13 protein-coding genes are annotated in these 17,607 nt (G+C 55.8%); 1 reads left to right on the forward strand and 12 read right to left on the reverse strand.

The annotated features are described in order from the left end of the window. Nucleotides 1–109: 109 nt before the first annotated feature. Nucleotides 110–1,102, reverse strand: a complete 993-nt coding sequence (locus tag NL114_RS08240; protein ID WP_254824311.1) for a hypothetical protein — start codon at nt 1,100–1,102, stop codon at nt 110–112. Between the two features lie 1,252 nt (nt 1,103–2,354). On the opposite strand from NL114_RS08240, the gene NL114_RS08245 reads away from it, so the two are divergent. Then, the gene (locus NL114_RS08245; RefSeq protein WP_254824312.1) at nt 2,355–3,398 is read left to right on the forward strand and encodes a transcription initiation factor IIB; all 1,044 of its coding nucleotides are present in this window, start codon (nt 2,355–2,357) and stop codon (nt 3,396–3,398) included. A 180-nt stretch (nt 3,399–3,578) separates the two neighbouring features. Here the strand turns inward: NL114_RS08245 and NL114_RS08250 are convergent, their stop codons facing one another. The 11 genes from NL114_RS08250 to dndC form a co-directional block, all read right to left on the reverse strand. After that, entirely contained in the window at nt 3,579–4,586 is a 1,008-nt protein-coding gene (locus tag NL114_RS08250) for an AAA family ATPase (protein WP_254824313.1), read from the reverse strand. Nucleotides 4,587–4,642: 56 nt separating this feature from the next. Further along, entirely contained in the window at nt 4,643–6,184 is a 1,542-nt protein-coding gene (locus NL114_RS08255) for a hypothetical protein (RefSeq protein ID WP_254824314.1), read from the reverse strand. Nucleotides 6,185–6,279: 95 nt separating this feature from the next. Continuing rightward, nucleotides 6,280–6,741 (reverse strand): hypothetical protein, encoded by a 462-nt coding sequence (locus NL114_RS08260; RefSeq protein ID WP_254824315.1) that lies wholly within the window; start codon nt 6,739–6,741, stop codon nt 6,280–6,282. A gap of 2 nt (nt 6,742–6,743) precedes the next feature. Next, nucleotides 6,744–8,702: a coiled-coil domain-containing protein gene (locus NL114_RS08265; protein WP_254824316.1), complete on the reverse strand. Its 1,959-nt coding sequence runs from the start codon at nt 8,700–8,702 to the stop codon at nt 6,744–6,746. Continuing rightward, on the reverse strand, nt 8,686–8,883 hold the full coding sequence (locus NL114_RS08270; RefSeq protein WP_254824317.1) for a CxC ATPase DNA modification system associated small protein: 198 nt from the start codon (nt 8,881–8,883) through the stop codon (nt 8,686–8,688). Before NL114_RS08270 ends, NL114_RS08265 begins: the two co-directional genes overlap by 17 nt. Nucleotides 8,884–8,886: 3 nt before the next feature. Then, complete coding sequence (locus NL114_RS08275) at nt 8,887–10,863, reverse strand: DEAD/DEAH box helicase family protein (protein ID WP_254824318.1); 1,977 nt, start codon at nt 10,861–10,863, stop codon at nt 8,887–8,889. Beyond that, nucleotides 10,864–11,631 (reverse strand): transcription initiation factor IIB family protein, encoded by a 768-nt coding sequence (locus NL114_RS08280; protein WP_254824319.1) that lies wholly within the window; start codon nt 11,629–11,631, stop codon nt 10,864–10,866. It lies immediately after the preceding gene. Between the two features lie 507 nt (nt 11,632–12,138). Continuing rightward, the gene (locus NL114_RS08285) at nt 12,139–13,344 is read right to left on the reverse strand and encodes a cysteine desulfurase family protein (RefSeq protein ID WP_254824320.1); all 1,206 of its coding nucleotides are present in this window, start codon (nt 13,342–13,344) and stop codon (nt 12,139–12,141) included. A 9-nt stretch (nt 13,345–13,353) separates the two neighbouring features. After that, nucleotides 13,354–13,743 (reverse strand): DNA sulfur modification protein DndE, encoded by a 390-nt coding sequence (gene dndE / locus NL114_RS08290; protein WP_254824321.1) that lies wholly within the window; start codon nt 13,741–13,743, stop codon nt 13,354–13,356. Beyond that, nucleotides 13,736–15,820 (reverse strand): DNA sulfur modification protein DndD, encoded by a 2,085-nt coding sequence (dndD, locus tag NL114_RS08295; RefSeq protein WP_254824322.1) that lies wholly within the window; start codon nt 15,818–15,820, stop codon nt 13,736–13,738. The genes dndE and dndD overlap by 8 nt, the downstream gene beginning before the upstream one ends. Then, nucleotides 15,817–17,313, reverse strand: coding sequence for a DNA phosphorothioation system sulfurtransferase DndC (gene dndC, locus NL114_RS08300; RefSeq protein ID WP_254824323.1), 1,497 nt, complete (start codon nt 17,311–17,313; stop codon nt 15,817–15,819). Before dndC ends, dndD begins: the two co-directional genes overlap by 4 nt. Nucleotides 17,314–17,607: the final 294 nt, after the last annotated feature.

Genomic DNA, 17,607 nt, shown 5'->3' on the forward strand with positions numbered 1-17,607 from the left:
TCGGGTGAGCCATATCGCTTCTGGGGGCCGAGAGGTGGAATCTTGGGCACGAAACACGCACACAGAATCCGACCTGTGCAGAATTCTTGCCAGATGCACCTGTAATTCGTCAGAAGACGCGGACGTATGCCTCCTCATTCCGATACTCGTCCGGAATCTCCCCGACATCCCACCCCTTGCCCGTGGTCTCGACGTAGTAGTATTTCGTCCCGTCTTTCTCATAGTAGTACCCGGGGAGGTCGTCACCGCCCTTCACCCCCAGTGCCGCATGGCCGGGCAGGAGCAGGAGCGCCGTTCCGTAGCCGAAGGAATCGGACAGGAGCAGACTGGCAAGCATAATCGCGGAATCCTCACAGTCGCCGCCGCCGTCGATGACCGTCTCGATATGGCGTTTCGTGTAGTCGTCGTACCCCGTACTGACGTCGTCAGGGATGTAGGGCAGGTTCTGCACGAAGTCGATGAGGAACTCGACTTTCTGACGGTCGCCAGTGATGCCGTTTGCCTCCGCCTCGTTGTTGAGGATCCGTCCGAATTCGTCAGCTAACCCGTCTTCGAGGGCTTCATAGACGTAGTAGCGCCGGTCATCGTAGCGCTCGCCGTTCAGGTCCTGGATATAGCCGTGTTTGTACACCAGGAACGATGCCGACCAGTTGCTATCGTACGAGGTGCCAGTAAACTCGAGGCTGTAGCACCCCTCGGCCGCGTGCCGTGTGTATCGAGTCGTCCGTTCATCCCCTGGTTCATCCGGATGGCGAGCCCGCGTGAGGTCGCCATTCCGAATCCGAAGGCGGTCGGTTTCGCAGAGATACTCGCCATCACCGCTCTCGAGGGACGATATCTCTGCGTCGGCCGGCAGGAGCGCGAACCAGTAGTAGAACGGCACGTCCGGGTCCGGTCGGGCATCGAACGGCACCGTGATCGTGGCCTCGCCGCGACTCGGTGGCGTGAACGAGTCACTGCGGTAATACGTGTAGATCTCCTCGCTTTCGGACGTCCCCGGATAGCCCGCCACGACCGCCATCACATCGGCTCCATCGGGGTAGGTGTTGTCGACCAGGTCTCCGTACACGCGAACGGTCGCGTGGTCGAGGGAGTAGTCCACTGCATGATTGGCATTCCCTCTGAGTGGCTCGACATCCCCCTGGATCGTGTTCGATGCTCTCGGTGTGGGGGTCGGCGTCGGCGAGGGAGTCAGCGTTGCTGTGGGCGCCGGAGATGGTGTGGGAGTTGAGGTCCTCGTCGGCGTGGGTGCGGGGGTCGGCGACCCAGTTGGCGTTGCCGATGGTGGGGCTGTTGGCGTCGGCGACCCACTGGTGGTTGTGGTCCGTTTCTCAGCGACCACGTCGGACCGACTCTGGACGTCCGGGTCTCTCGGCGCATAATCGTGTTTGTTTGGCACCCCATCCCCGTCAAAATCGCGTGGTGTGTCGGTGGGTGCGGCCGGATTTCCAGAGCACCCGGCAGTGATACCGAGTCCCGCTACCCCCATCCCCCAAAGGAACCGACGACGCTGCATGATGTAGTGTCACGAATATTTCGGATAAGTAGATACTGGTCACTCGCTCCGCAGAGCCGTCTCCGAGAACTGCCTTGCTGGGGGTGCTGATCCGTGTCGAGTGATGTCTAGTACGTAGGGGCTGTTGGTGAAAGCCCCCAGCGGCTCGCCCGTGCCGGGAGTCGCTGCGCTCCTCGCGTCGCTGCGGTGCTTGCTTCCTCCGGGCCGGGGCGAGCCGCTGGCCCCTCTCAGTCCCGCCCGGGTGGATGGTCGGTCGCGCTGCGGGTGCGCTAGCCCGGTGTGTTCGTGGACGTTGGACTGCCGGCCGAGCGGCGAGAGGAAGTTGGGTCGGTGTGTTCGCCGTGGGTCTGCCAGCCGAGCATGTGTGATGGGCTGGTCGGTGTGCCCGTCACCGTTGGACTGTCGGGCGAGCGTGCGCCGGGTGGCTAGTCAGCTGTGGTCGGCAGCTCGCCGCGCTCGCCGCATGCCGACCGGCGCAGCGCTCGTCACCGACCGTTCCGGGCTGCCTGCCTGCAGTGGCGGGCGGGCTTCGGTCGCGCTCACCTGCGGTTCGCGCGACCTGCCGGGCGTCCGGTTTGACGCCAGCGGGTAAGCGCGGGGGGTTGCGCAGTATGCTCACCCCCCACGCTTACTCCGCTGGACGCTCGCGCCGGTCGGGTCGGCGCGCGCGGCTGGTTGGGGCCCGACCGAGACCGCGCTCTCGCTCGCGCCCCCTACGGGGGCGCTCGGAGGCGCGAGCGAGAGCGCTGGTGCTGGTTCGGTCGTGTGGTCGTGTGAGGAAACCCCGCGGTGGAGCGCGGGGTGTCGGGCGCTGTGGTGAGCGCCTCCGGAGACAGCAATGAGTTCTAGAGTCATCTTCGATGAAGAAGTTTCGGACGAATCGAGTGACAGTCAGGCGGTCGACGCGCGGAACGTGGACTGGCGGGCGTCGTGCCCGGAGTGCGAGGGTCGAGTCGTGTCGGAGGACGTCGAGGCGGTGTGTGCGGACTGTGGGCTTGTCGTGTCGATCGATGCCCTGGAGCGGAAGCCGGGGCTGAAGGCGCATGCCCCCGAGGGCAGTGAGCGCGACGGTGAATGGGCGGTCGAGCCGACGCAGGAGCTGCGGGTGGACAAGGGGCTGCATACAACCTTCTTCCTCTCGACGGACGGGAAGGGGAACACGCTCTCCCCGGAGCGGAAGGACAAGATGGAGCGGCTGCGCCGTCGCCACAAGCGCTTCACCATGCACGACAAGCGGGACCAGCGGCTGAACGAGGGGTTCCGTGATATCGGGATGCTCGGGGCGAACCTCGAGTTGCCCGAGCATGTGACGACGGATGCGTCGCGCTACCTGGAGGCGGCGAAGGACGCGCGGCTGCCGGGCGGCCGGATGGCCTGGGAGTCACTGGCGGCCGGGGCGGTGCTGCTGGCCGGACGGAAGACCGGTGTGGAGCGGACGCCGGCGCAGATCGCCGAGCACGCGAAGACGAACCGTGAGCGGGTGTGTGCCGCAGCCAGGAAGATCCGAGTGCAGACGGACGTGGACGTGCCCCCGGTGCGTGACCGGGCGGTTGATCGGGTGGTCGCGGCGCTGAACGAGGAACTGGACGTGGCGACCGGCATCGACCTGGTCCGGGTCGCGGAGCGGCTGATGGACGTGGCTGACGAACGTGCCATCGCACCAGGCACGGCGCGGATGAGCGTGGCCGGGGCGGCAGTGTATGCGGCAGACCGGCTGACCGACGGGAAGGCCGTGACCCAGGCTGAGGTGGTCAGGGCAGTCGGCGAGACGGTACCGACCTCGAAGTGGAAGATCGCGAACTACTCGCAGGAGCTGCACGACGCGAGTGAGCGCCGTCACCAGCCGACGGAGACGGTGCGCGGGCTGGTGGCCGACGACTGAGGGGGGTGTAACCCCTTCGTTTCGAGTCCACGGCCCCGCGACCCCGCCGCCCCACCCTCCGCTCCGTGCTCGCTCGCTTCGCTCGCTGCGCGCGCAGCCACGACCTTGCTGAGAGTCGGTATCTGCCAATAAAACAGTCCAGTGGGCTAGTTTGATCGGAGTGAGGGAAACGTCTCTCGACTAATCAGCAGCAACGATTTTACTCTCTCTACCTTCCCCAGTCCGCTCAAGTTTGAACAGAGGAAAAATATCGAATCCCCCCAGTTCAGCATCAAAAGAAAACAGCAGGACCTGCCGATCAGCTTGTTTGATGACCTCAAACATCCGCTCGCGGGTAGCGTGATCCACACGACCGAACATCGTATCTCCAATTAGCGGAGGGGTTGCAGGCATGACCTCACCGGCAACCAACGCTGCTGCGTGGGAGATAATCAGCTGCCCTCCTGCGGAGAGGTGAGCCATCTCTGCCGGGGAGTCATCTTCTTTCCTGCGAGCCACAAGCCCGTCCTGCCGCTCCTCTACTTCGTACAGGTCACGTTCATCCAGCTTCGGAAGCACGTCGTTGATCCGGCGGATCATTTCGTCCCCGAGATCGTAGTTGTTGGCGAAGTACTCGGGAAGTTCGGTACCGCGTGCTGCCGACTGCTGGGCCGCTGCTTCGCCTACAGCTTCGACGAGTTCGCCCCAGTTGGTGCCTCCCCACGGGTCGTCAATCCCGACAGAGGATTCGGCGTCCAGCTTCGAATACTTGAACGCTGGAAGCGGGAATACAGTGTTGATCGCTTCCGACGAGCTGGTGCTGACCCAGTTACCGTCTTCCTCTTCTTCTATCTGAAGCGAGTCCACGGAGTTGACCGGTCCCCGGCGAGTCTCGGACGTCTGGAACTTTCGTGTGAATCGAAACCGACGACGGAGTTCGCTGTCAGAGATCACGGCAGAGACTACGGCGGAGACCTCCTCTCCTGGGGAGAGCTCGTCCACCAGTTCGTAGGTTACCAGAGGGGCTTCATCCTCGAACTCCCCGGTAAGGCAGAGTTGAATAGAATCGGCTAACGTGGTTTTGCCCAAGCCGTTGGAGCCGAACACCACGTCGATGCTGGGTTCGTCGCTTCGGCCGAGATCCAGCTGGTGCTCGCCACGGAAGCATCGCAGGTTCTCTACAGTGAGAGACTCAATACGAATAACCACTACCGGAAATGTCGGGCTGGGGTGTAATCAATGTTACTGGACCATGGTACATCCATTCACACTACTCTGGTACTGGCTTTCTCGGCTTCGTTGATCATCTTCATGTACCGGTCGAGTTGTTTTTCGACGACGGGGCTTCGGCATCTGACGGCTAGCGTGTCTGCTTCCCATTCATCTGGTTCCTTTTTTGGCCAGACCCCGTAGAGGTCGACTTTAGGAAGCTGCAGTATGCTGAACTGTACTGCGTGATGGTAGAGTGCTGTAGCTGCGTCTCCCCAAGAGATGTCTTTCTTCCTCGGTAGGCTGTCGGGGAATTCGACAAGAATGGACGGTAATCCACGGTCTCTTCCTGCTGAGATGAATCCAGAGTCGTTGCTGAACAGTATAAGGTCGAATCCACTTTCTTCGCAGGCCGCGGTGATTGCATTGTCGCCTGTGTCTGATTGGATTTTCTCAGTGTAGAGCTCTTTCTGCAGCCGTGACCAGTACTGTCTTCCAAGTCGGAGCTGTCTCGGTGTGCCTTTCGGCTGGTTATATAGCTCGCCAAATTCGTCGCCAAATGCGTCTTCCAAGGCCCTCGTGTTGTTTATTTTCTCGTCCCCCTCGTAGTCCATCAACTCATCCCTGACTCCTGTGACGACGGCGTATCCGTTCAGACCCTCTTCCAGTTCAGGGGCGACTCCAAGCTGTCGGGCAGGCCAGTATTGAATCAGGTTTGTGTCAAAGACTGCGAGTGCGGCAGTGTTGCTGTGCTGGAGACGACGGTTCCGGAATGGTTCGATTTGTTCAGAGATCTTGTCTTGATTATCGAACTCAAGGATGCTGGAAGTGAGTGCTCCGATGAAAGAACGGGCGCTGGGGATCTCTGAGCGTGGCTGAGTGCCGTACTTCCTTTCGACCTTGTTTCGTTCTTCTTTGTATTGGTCGAGATCGGTCGTGAACCGGATGGAGGCTGGACTTCCTTGATCCAGTTCTATTTTGTAGAGTGTGGATAGGAGATCGGATTTGTGGTCGACTGAGATTGTCTCGTTCCCAGTGCTGTAAAGTGCGTTAAAGAGGAGAGGTAGCTGCTGCCGGGTTATCTTGTAGGCTTTGTCTGTAGATTTCCTTCCGCCGGGACTGGCCAGATCTAGATCTGAGTTTTTCTGGAAGTCTATCAGGCTCATCTGTGGCCGTGGAATCATGGGATAGAGGGTTGATTCCAGTTTAGCTTGGTCCGAGCCTTCCAACGTATAGAGATGGTCGAGCTTGTCGCTGGCTGCTATTAGACAGGCGTTGAGTAGTCTGGAGCCGCTGGAGATGCTGACGGATTTCGTGCTGTCGTCATCTCTGTCCCGGAGTGTTTCTACGACGTGTTTCGAGACTCCCTGAGGTTTGGATATCGACGGGGTAGTGGTGAACTCAATATTTGCTTCTATCTCATACTCTTTGCAAACTCTCTCGACGAGTCTCTGAATTGAGTTAACTGCCTGTTCGTCGTTTATCGGGACGAATATGAGAACGTTGTCGGGATCAGAACCGCTCTCGATCGATGCTACAAGCGAGTTCAGTAGGGGAATGGGTCGGCTGTCCGTAACGCCGATCCAAGTATCAGCCATTGTATAGCGAGATGAAGCGATACCAGATATAATTGATTGAGTCCAGAACTGTAGCTGATGCTCGATCGGGCTGTGTTGATATTTTGCGATGGAGATTACGCTTGCTCAAGCACCTGATGATACTTCCGGAGGAATTCATCGAATTCTGTTGGGGCGGGACCGGCATCGCGCAGCCGTTTGTGGCCACGCTCAGCATAGCAGTTAAGAAGTTGCTTGCCGTAGTCAGACAGTTGCGTCGGGTCACTTGAATCAAGAATATTTAACATAAGTTCGCGGATTTCGTCTTCTGCCTGCTGTGGAATATTTTGTCGGTCGATTTCGGCGGTGATGAGCGCCGCATAAATCTCGAACTTCTGATCCTGGTAATCATCAATAACGCCTTCGACGAACGGGTCGGCTGTGGGCTCATCATCAATGACCTCGCGATCACGGGCTTTGATGCCAACCATCGCTGCGAAATAGTACTTGTCCCACATGCTCTCGAATTCGCCTGTGGAACTCGTCTCCTCAATACCGTCGAAGTACTCGCGGGCGTTATCGCTGAGTCGGAAGGCCATCGTTACTCCTCCTCCGTGACGGACTGCATCCGACCATCGCCACCTTCCTCCTCTTCGGAGGTGAACTCCATAAAGAAGTCTTTGTCAGTATGTGTCCGCAGTTCGCCGGGTGTGTCCGTCTTATACACGGTGTAATAGTTGATGTCGTTGTCAGTCACCGGTTCAAGATTCTCAACGAATCCTTCTTTTTCTGTCGAGATGACGAACGCTATGACTTGGTCAAATAACTGTGAAATAATTGGCGCGACTTCCCTTCGAACCTTGTGATCCAGACTCACTGCTGGACTGTCGATAACGAACGGCATGTCCACTGCTGACCCTTCGAACAGGGTTGAGAGATACGCATAGGCGACAGCCAGCGACTGGCCTTCCGAAGAGCCACTCTTATTTTTGAGATTTATTGAGTCATCGATCGATTCAATCTGTACGCTGGAGCGTTTGAGGATTCGGTCGAGTCGCTGGTTGGTTTTCTTGATTTGGTTGCTCTTCACATCCGCAACGGCCCGGCTGACGAAGTCATCAAGGATTGTGTCCAGCTTTTCTGCCTGGGCACTAAACGTGACCGTGTCAGTCGCGGCCTCGACCTTCTTTTTGTACTTCGTGACTTCCCGTTTCGCTTCAGGGATGTTCTTCTCCCAGTCAAGATTATGTCGCTGTCTGAGACCTTTGTCGTCCGTGGTGAGGAGTTCAACCTTCCGCTCCTTGTTATCACGGTCCGTCTTTTCGGACTCAATTTTCCTAGTCAGGTCTTGTTTCTGTTGCTCAAGCCCCTCATCACTGAGATCCAACTGGTTGCGCTGAGTCTCGTACTGTTTGAGTTCCTGACGGGCGTCGCGCAGTTCGTCTAACCGCGCGTCTAATGCAACCGGCTCGCTGATATTCTTCAGCCTCTCTTTTAGTGAATTAAGGACGCCAACGTCTTCGTCCGAGAGGAATCTCTCGGCGTTCTCTCGAATCTCTTTGCGGTGTTCCTCATTAAGGTCGCGTCCACAGATACAGGTATCCTGCTCGGCAAGCTCAGAGAAGAATTCCTTGGATGTTGACTTGGGAAGCCTGAGGATCCGCATATGCTCAAGAAGCGTCGTGAAGTCCTCGTGGAAGCTTTGGGAGAGTTTGCTGGGATCCCGCATATCATCAAGCAGGCTTGCCGAGTCAGTCCGCAGAGTCGTCTCGAGGTTCTTGATCTCATCCTGATAATCTTGGTATTTGTCGAGGGCATCCCGGTCCTTTGAGATAATTTCCTCACGTTCTTCCCGGAGACTCTCGATATTGGACTCATGGTCACTGATCTCCTCTTTCAGCTTATCCCGGGTCTGCTTGAGACTGGCAAGCCGGTCTTCTCGTTTTTTAAGCCGGGACTTGACCTGTTTCAGCCCCTGCTCTGTTTTAGCTCCCTCGGCTTCTTGCTGTTCTTTGACAACCCGCTCAATAGCTGCTCGCTGCGCTTCAATCCGATCGAGCCGGGTAACAATTTTCAGGGCATTTTCAGCTTTGTCCTCGCCAGTCTCGATGAAGTCGTCTGTTAGTTCGCCGTTGAAAACGAAGAGGTCTACAAACTCCTCTGTGAGGATGTTCTCTAACTGCAGCGGCAGGAAGTGTCCACTGTTCATTCCGCCCCCCTCTCGCTGCGGGTACGAGTGGCGGTAGTCGACAGTCCCTAGATCATAGTCGAGATGCATGTGAACTCGGAACCGCTCTTCACCGGCGGCGAAGCCGATAGTAAATTCGCCTTCTGAGGCACCAGTTTCGGGCTCATATCCCATAACTGTCTCGTCGTCAAGTTCCGAGCCGAGGATCAGATGTCGGATGAGCCCCATTGTCGTAGTCTTTCCCGTCCCATTTGGCATCTGAACGAGTGAGATGTGCCGCGGCTCGCTCGTACTCGGCTTCGTGAATTGGAGGTGGAGACTCCCGATATCGCGAATATTCTGGTAGCGAATCTCCTCAATTCGTAGATCCATCTGCTGTGTCCTCCTCAGAGAGTGTCACGTTATTTATTAGTCTGATTAGGTCGCCGTCTTCTGCGCTCCCTTTCATTGCATTCTCGCAAAAGCCGATGAAGCGAGTCTTGAATGCCTCGTCCTGGTCATACTCCGAGAGGACATCAGAGGCTATGTCCTCAAATGGAAAATCATCACTCATGTATTACTCCTGCTGTGTGACCTTGCTCAGCCCGGTGAGCCACTCGTATCGCTCTTGATCTGGCGGCTTCATTTCCTCATCTTCCCCAGTGTCGCCCACCGTCTCCTGTTCAATGTCACTTTTCACCACAAAGTCAATCACATTAGCCTTTTTCCCTGGGTTAGATGGGTCCTTCCGGAGCGCTCGGCCGATGCGCTGGGTCGTCGTACCTTTCGATCGGGGGGCGGAGAAAAGGATGATATTTCTAACCGACTGGATATCGATGCCTTCCGAGATGGCCTTGCTCGTGACGAGCGTCGACAGCTTGCCTGTCGAGAATTCGTCGAGCTTGGATTCGTCATCTTCGCCATAGTAGGTATGAAAGTCATCGACGTAATCGTATATGATCTCCTGGACCTTCGTGCCGTAATCCTTCGAGGCGACGAAGATGATCGCGTCTTCAAGAATTTCTGGATTGAGCTCGAGATGGCGCCGGAACTTTGGTAATTTCTCCTCGGATTCCTTGCGCACCCGGGAGAGCATGATATACAACTGGCTCTGGGGGATGGAGGGGTTCTGCTGTTTTAGCCCAGCAAACTTCTTGAACTGTTCCTTCTGTCGAGCCTTGTCCTCATCCGAAAGCTTGTAGGTGATCGGTGTATAGTCGAATTCAGTTAGAATACCTCGCTCGATCGCGGGCTTGAGCCCGAACTCGTACACAACCGGGCCGATCTCATCTCGGATGAACTCGTTCCGTTCTGGGTCATACGGATCGAAGGGGGTTGCGCTGAGACCCAACCGATACGGGAAGACATCGAGGGTCCCACCAAGGGCCTCTTGTTTGCCTTGCGCGCCGATATTATGTACCTCGTCACATATCAGCAATCCATTAGCTAACTTGCTACTCATGTCACCGTTGATCGCGTCCTCCAGATTGGCATAGGAGGTGAGCAGAATATCTAACCGGTCACTGTCGTTCATAAGGTAGCTCCCGAGCTCTTTGTAACTGCTGTACTGCCGGTAGAGGAACATCTCCTCAGCGGAAAAGTGGTCAAGTATCGTTTCGCTCCACTGGTTCAGTAAGTCGTTGCCACGGGTGGCAATAACTAATGTCTCAATCGCATCGTCTCGCAGGAGACGGTTAATGATCTTCAGTGATGTCCGAGTCTTGCCGGTCCCAGTCGCCATATCGAGCAACCCTGTCTCAGTCTCTAGGAACGCCTCCACGGCCTCCTCCTGATGGCGCCAGCGATAGGGACTGGTAAGCTTGGTTTTCTCACCAGGATCCTCATAGGGTCGGTCATCGCTACGGAGTTCGGCAATTCCGAGTGAGATACTGTCCGGGAGATTGAACGAGTGGACTCCTGGTTTTTCATTGGCCCAGATATCGTCGAACCGGTCTTCATGTTGAGTGACTCGTTGTTGGTCAGTAGTTGAGCCCCAAGAGATAAACACGGAATTTGCCTCGTAATTCGAGAGGCTCTTGCGACTATCATTCTGAGAGCCATGAAACGCGACCTTGTCTTCACCGTCGATGAAGATACCCCACTTATCGTGGAAGTCACCCCCAAGTGCCTCACCAGTCACAGCGATTCGGATGCGAAGCAGCCCATCCGCGATGAGCCACGCGATCGTGTTCTGCGTGTCCTGCTGAAGGTTGAGTTCAAGATCTTCAACGAGCGTTTCCATCTGATCGTATAGTGACGGGTCTCGTTTCGCGGCATCACCGTGTTCGATAGCGGCCCAGTCATCCTCAGTAAGCTTCGGACTGATGATCCACTTCGCGGTACCACCATTATTGGCGAACGCTGCGATGCCAGCGGCAGCCTCTTCGAACCAACTGCTAGTGAAGTAGCCCACCGCCCGCTTATACTCACTCGCGGCCTCCAAACTCGGCGTATAGAAGTCGGCAATTAAATTTGCGGTTGCTGTTTCGTAGAGGAGCGAATACTCGATATCGCGAAGCTTCCGTGGCTTGTGAGACGACTGATCGTCTTGCATTTATCTACCACTGTTAGATGTCATCCGCGACGAATCTGAATCATCACCTGACTCATAAACAGTGCCTCCTTTCAGAAGCTCGCGCTGTTCCTGATACCGGTTTCTGATTGTTACCTCGGTGACTTCTGCGACGTTTGCAATATCTGACTGTGTCGCTTCACGGCCATGATCAAGTACTGCATTGTAGATTGCGGCGGCGGCACGTCCAGTTGGGCTCTTACCCCCACCAATACCGGCTTCATCAGCTACGTCAATTACTTCATGTGCCCGATCCGTGATTTCCTCACTCAGCCCAAGTTCATCGCAGTACCGATCGATATAACCGTGTGGATCGAAGAATGCGCTGGGATCTAGTCCGAGGGTACTGGCGATTGTCTTGACCCGCCGCAGCAGGACGACTCGTGTGAAGGCTATTTGGGACACCGCAGCAAAATCGTCCGGGCTGAGCGGGATCGACTCAACTTTGCACGCCGTATAGAGACAGGCAGCTGCAAGCACCTCAAGCGCATACCCATCGATGTCTTGCTTACTAATAAACTGATCAAAAAGCGTCTTCGCCGTCTTCTGAGTGGATTCTTGGATTCCAAGTTCCTCAGCGAGGCGGGCGAGCTCAGAAGTGACGACCTCCTCACGCTGCTCCTCGTATACCGCCTGTCCAGGTGTGAGGTTTTCAGTATCAGCAGAGCCTCCCAGCTCTTCCTGTGCGTCAACTAAGTCGTCAAGAAGGATATCATCCAGTTGCTGGTTAATGTCGTCTGTAGAGTCCATAATCAGCGTAAGGTATCAAGACGGTCAATGAACTCCGCTGTCTGGTACACGATATCACATGAACGTAATTGCACTTGACCTTTTTGTATATTGAAATCTTCCGCCATTCTTACTGGATCTGCCCTGTCTCCTGTGTCGTTCGAAGCGGATGTGAGATACCGACTTGGACGGTGCCGCTGTCGTTCTCGGCACTGGTTCTTCCAGCTTACTGATTCGTCGGTCTCGGAGTTTGGACTATATCACTTCCACCGCGAAATCTCTCTCCGAGAAATTTCGTGCGGGTTTTCCGCTCTGAGATCAGCAGTCGTGAGAATAATCTCATCTTCTCGCTCTGCAGCCTCACCGCTGTACTAAGATTCTGCGGCGGTGTCGGAGGGCCACGGCTGTCGTTTGATTTACCTATCAAGAGGTCAGAGGCCAACCGGATTGAGACAGAGCTTGATCCCAGGTAGCCCCAATTGCGCGTGAAGATAGATAATAGATTATTTTAAAATACATCGATAAGTGTTAAAAATCAAAACGGTTACGGAGTCGATTAACCTCTCCAATAATCCTTTCAGCGGCTTGATCTATCTCTGCCTCGGTATTCTCCTTCCCTAGCCCGAATCGGATCGCCGATCGTTTTTGATCCTGGTCATCGGTGATCATTCGCATCACGTGCGACGTTTCTGTCTTGTCACCTGCAGTAGAGCAGGCTGCTCCTGCAGCGACCACAATTTCGGGGTCATTCTCGCTCAGATTCGTAACTAGCCCCTTGTTGTTGACACCGAGGAAGCTCACATTCAGGTTGTTCGGAAGTCGCTCCTCAGGGTGCCCGTTGAGGATGACATTATCCAGTCCATCCTGAAAATGCTCCCAGAGTCGGTCTCGAAGTCGTTGGACCTTTGCAGTTCGCGAATCCCGTTCCGCGTACGCAAATTCAACTGCCTTCCCGAGTCCAACGATTCCTGGCACGTTGAGCGTCCCTGAACGAATTTCGCCTTCTTGCCCCCCGCCAAGTAGCTGAGGCTGGATTTTGTCTCTCACCTGTGGATTCCGGCGGCGGATGTAGAGGGCACCGACCCCCTTCGGTCCGTAGACTTTGTGGCCTGAGATCGACATGAGATCGATCCCGAGTTCCTGCACATCAAGTGAGCGGTAACCGACCGCCTGGACAGCATCAGTATGAAAGAGAACCTCCTCCTCCTTTGCGAGAGCCCCGAGTTCTGCGACGGGAGCTGTAGTGCCGATTTCGTTATTCGCGGCCATAATCGACATAAGGAGCGTGTCCTCTCGGATTGCATCACGAACTGCCTCGGGATCGATACGCCCGTTCTCATCCGGCGTGATTTCGGTCCATTCGAAGCCTTCCGCGGACAGCCGCTTGGCCATGTTTCGAATCGCATCGTGCTCGGTCCCACCGGTGATGAAGTGCGTTCCGAGATCGTTGGCACGTGCGTGCTCGAGAACGCCTCGAAGTGCGAGGTTGTCTGATTCCGTCGCCCCGCTGGTAAACACGATATCGCCAGGCCGGTGGGTGTTGAATATCTCTCCCAGCGTTTCTCGGGCTTCCTTCACCGCCCGGCTAGCGCTGCTGGCGAACTGATAGTCATCATCGTTCGATGGATTCGCATAGACCTCCGTGAAGTACGGCTGCATCGCATCGACGACTCGTTGGTCGACCGGAGTCGTCGCATGATGATCGAGATAGATTCGGTTCCTGGCCTCAGTCATATTGGTGACCTATACGTCCGCCCGCTTCAACTCACCGGGCATGAGGTCATAGAGATCACCAATTCCATCGATACGACCGTACAACGTCTCGACGCCACGATTCAGGTGGGCCAGGAAGTACTCGTACAGTTCCTCATCCGGATCTTGGTTCTCATTCAGCATCCGTTTCCGAACCAACGCCATGTACAGAGCGTCGTGCTCGCCAAGCAGTGTATACCGATTCAACGTCTGCCCATCGCTGTCGTAGCTTTCGCCCGTCGGTGGGCGTTTCTCGTTCAGCGAGTAGCAGAGACCGATCCGAGCCAGGTAATTCGGCGTCAGTCCGGTCCGAGATTTTAGATTGTCCAGCTGCTCGGTCACCTCGCTATCAAGCTGAACGCGATTGAAGTCGTTACTCATTCTCGTACCCCTGCAGGTGAGCCTGCTTGTCGTATTGGACGGAACTCTCGGAGCTGGTCATGCCCGGCCCCTGAATCGCATTGCTTGGAGCGGTCCAAAAATACCCTGGACTGACATCAGTCTGGCCTGTCTCTTCATCCGCTTCGAGGTGGTACTCTGCGGCGATCCGGTCCCGGAGTTCGTTGTACCGCTCCTCGGTGATCTCCGTATCAGTCGAAAAGATCAGGACCTGATGCGCTGCGTTCGGGAAGAAGCTCTCAACTAGGTTTCCACGGTGGTCCTGATCGAGCCGAGCCAACGGCGTGTCAATCATGAACGGGAGCGGCCGACCAGAGATGTCGGCTAAGGCCCAGAGCATCGCGGTCGCGAAGATCTGGCGCTCGCCTGCAGAGAGCTGTGATTGATCCTTTCGCGTCCCGTTTTTTGTTTCGATCGTAATCGATACCTCATCCGTATCGATCAGGACCTGTTCGTAGAACCCAGCTTTGTTCGAGAGTTGCAGGTATCGCTCCGTCAGTGCGTCTTCCAGTTGTGTCAACTTCTGCTCGATCAGTTCCTGCCGATAATCCTTGACTGCACTCCGAACGTCGGATGCGAGAGCTGCTCGGTCCGAGACTGACTCTAGCTCTTCCTTATCTTCCAATCGATTCTCCAAGGAGACTTCCTTCTTGCTCCGGCGCTCTTCGAGATTCTCCAGCTCTTGGCGATGTTGCTCGATTTCCTGTTCGAGCCGGCTTCGTTCCTCGCTCAGTCGCTGTATGTCCGCTAGCACAGGCTGGATGACTGACTGCTCTGGTGCGCGCTGCAGCTTGGTCTCGGTCTCTTGCTGTTCTTTGGTCTTCTCCTCCAGCTCTCGTGTCAGGTCACCCATCTCCTGGGGAACCTCGTTCAGAGCCCGGTTGACAACTGTCTCCATTTCCTGCTGCTCTCGGCGTGAAAACTCTTCTGAGAGACGGTACGTGTCTTCATCGCTGTCCTCAAGCCGATCATCCAGTGCTGTCTGGATCTGTTTGACAATCTCCGATGCGGATTCGGGATCAATATCCGTCTCGGACAGAACCGCTTCATCAGTTGCAACGTCCTCAAGGATGTCACCAGCCCGCTTTTTTGCCGCCAGTTCCTCCTCCAATACACGCTCAGATTCCAGCTGCTCGACTACTTCACGACAGAGGTCTGGTGCGAGCGCGAACGGATAGCAATCAGTCGCAAGATCTCGAATTTGGTCCTCTAGATTCTCGCGCTGGGTCTCAAGCCGTGTCCGTCGCTCTTTATATTCGTCACGCTTCGCTGCGTAATCACCGCCTTCCTGAGTGAGCTCTTGCTCCTTCTTGTCGATCTGCTCACCTAGTTCGTCGATACGGGCTTCCTTCGATTTGATCTGCTCCTCCAACGCCGCTTGCTGTTCGTCAATCTCGTTGAGCTCCTCCTCCAAAGTCTCGATCTTCTCGGATAGCTCCTCTTTCCCTTCTTCTTCGAGTTTTTGAGAGAGGTAAATCGAGAGATCTGAGTCCAGTCGCTCGATCAGGTCCAGGCCGAGAAGGGACGCAAGGGCATCCGCGAAGTTGTCTTGTTCTTTGATTTCGGTTGCCAGCTGCTGAATCTTCTCACCGTCGAAGAAGAACAGTTGAGAGATTCCTGGCGGGATGAGTTCCTTCAGAAAATCGTCCCATTGCTCGGCATCCAGGTCCGAAAGCGGAGAGCCGTTTCGCTTGACCTCGAGTTCGTCCGCGACGCTCTTTCCCCGGTCTCGAATCTCTCGGGTGACGACGTAGTTATCGGTCTTTCCGAGATCGGCGTACTCGAAGTCAATCTGAATCTTGCCACGGGTTGCCTGTTCACCGTCGGCCTCGTGCAGCTGGGATCGAAGCCAGTCTTCGTACTCATGGCGACTTAACCGTTCGTCGAACGCACTCCGGCCGTGGAGACAGACCTGTATCGCATTGAATAGGGTCGTCTTGCCAGCTCCGTTCTTCCCGCCAAAGAGGACAATCGGCGCGTCCTCTGTCGTGCGCAGCGAGAACTCGATTCGACCCTCGTACGGGCCGTAGTTCTCGAGAACGATCCGATTGAACTTCATTTCATTAGCGCCTCGATATCGGCATCGTACTCCCAGTTCTCTGGCTCTTCTCCCTCGATCCCTGCAACCATTTCCTCCACAGTGCCCCACTCTTCACGAAATATAGCATCGATCTTGTTGTAGATCGCGGCTCGACGCTTCATACCGTGGTGTTCGCGTTCGAGGTTGAGGAGTCGCTTAACGAGTTTCGGGGGCACATCATGGCGGTTACAGACTTCGTTAAGTACCTCTGCTTCCTCGGCAGTGAATGCGCCGAGATCGTCCTGGGCCCAGTCGAGATCCTCACCCATCACCTCGTTGTAGATACGAGGGACTGAATCCTCCCAGTCGGCCTCCTCCTGGCGCCAGATCCGACGGATTTCCTTGAGCTCCGCATCACGGATGAGTTCCAGATACTCCTGATCCTCGTTTCGGAGCTCGTTGACCTTCTTTTCAGTCTCCAGCAACTTCCGTAGGAGGTCCTGCCGGAACTCGAACTTGTAAGCTCGTGGGATGATTCCGGTCCCGCCGTTGTTCTTCTCTTTGACGCGGCCGAACCGGCGACCCTTGAGCTCGCGGAAGGTGGACTTCTTTTTTGGGTCCTGGGTCGTCTTCAGTAGGTCTCGGAACTCCAGTAGCGGCTCCATCCATCCGTCACCGGCATCAATCATGTTTTCCATCGCTTTGTCTTCCTCAACGACGGTGCAGGTCCAGCAGCCGAACCGGCTGTCTCCGCAGGATGGCGTGCTCGTGTCGATGACCATCGGGCACTCGTCGTCCGCTTCCTGATAGAGGGCCGCGAGGTCACGGTTGTCTTTCCCCCACGGACAATCAACCTGCATCAGGTAATCCCAGACGTCGTCAACGAGCCAGTCCTCAATCGGAGTATATACGAACGCGTTCGCGAACTTCGAGTGGCGAGAGAGAACTGTGCCGTCGATGCTGTGCAGGTTCATGACCTGCTCTCGGGTCTTCGATTCAGCCTTTCGGGCACCGAGGATGACGATGACTTCGCCATGCTCGGATACCTTGTCGACAATGAAATTGTCCGCTGGGTCAATCTTGAGTCGGTCAGTACACCAGCGAAACGTCTGGTTCGGGGCCGGGTATCCACGACCGATGAGATTCACGAAGAACGAGTCAGAGACATCCGGGTAGACCTTGTGCGCCTCGAACGGGAGGTCCTGCTTCTCTGCGTACTCGTTGACGTTTTCCAGGGTAGAGGTGATATGATCGACAATCTTCGGCGTTTCAACAAGTGTATCGCTGGAGATGACATAGATTGGTTTGGTTTGCTCCTCGTCAGGCAGGTCTTTGATAGCGTACCAAATCAGCTGGAGAGCTGTCGTCGAGTCCTTGCCGCCGCTGTAGCCGATCACCCAGGGTCGATCATCGGCCGTGTAGGTATCTCGGATCTCCTGGTGGATCTCCGAGAGCGAGCGGCGGTCGAGCGCTGACACTTGTTCCTCATCGTCCCCGTTCTCAGCATCAGGCTCGTTTGGGTCGTCGCTCACGCTCGACATTGTTCGTCTCCACCCAAACAGGACATATACTTAAAGCAACGCAAAGGGGAGATTGGAAGTGAAATATTACTAGAACAAGACGCTACGGCTAATTTGTGCCGACTTCGATTCTACCTAGCGGGCCGAATCGAAACTGGACCGGTCCTCGGTTCGCCCCGGTTACGAATCCGGACGCTATAGAATCTCGTGGGCTCTGGATACCAACTACGACCGATTTACTGACTATCCCATCACGGAAGGTACATCTCTTGAGGTTATATTCTTCTACCGGAACCGAAACCAATA

It is taken from the genome of Haloglomus halophilum (assembly GCF_024298885.1).
Lineage (GTDB): Archaea > Halobacteriota > Halobacteria > Halobacteriales > Haloarculaceae > Haloglomus > Haloglomus halophilum.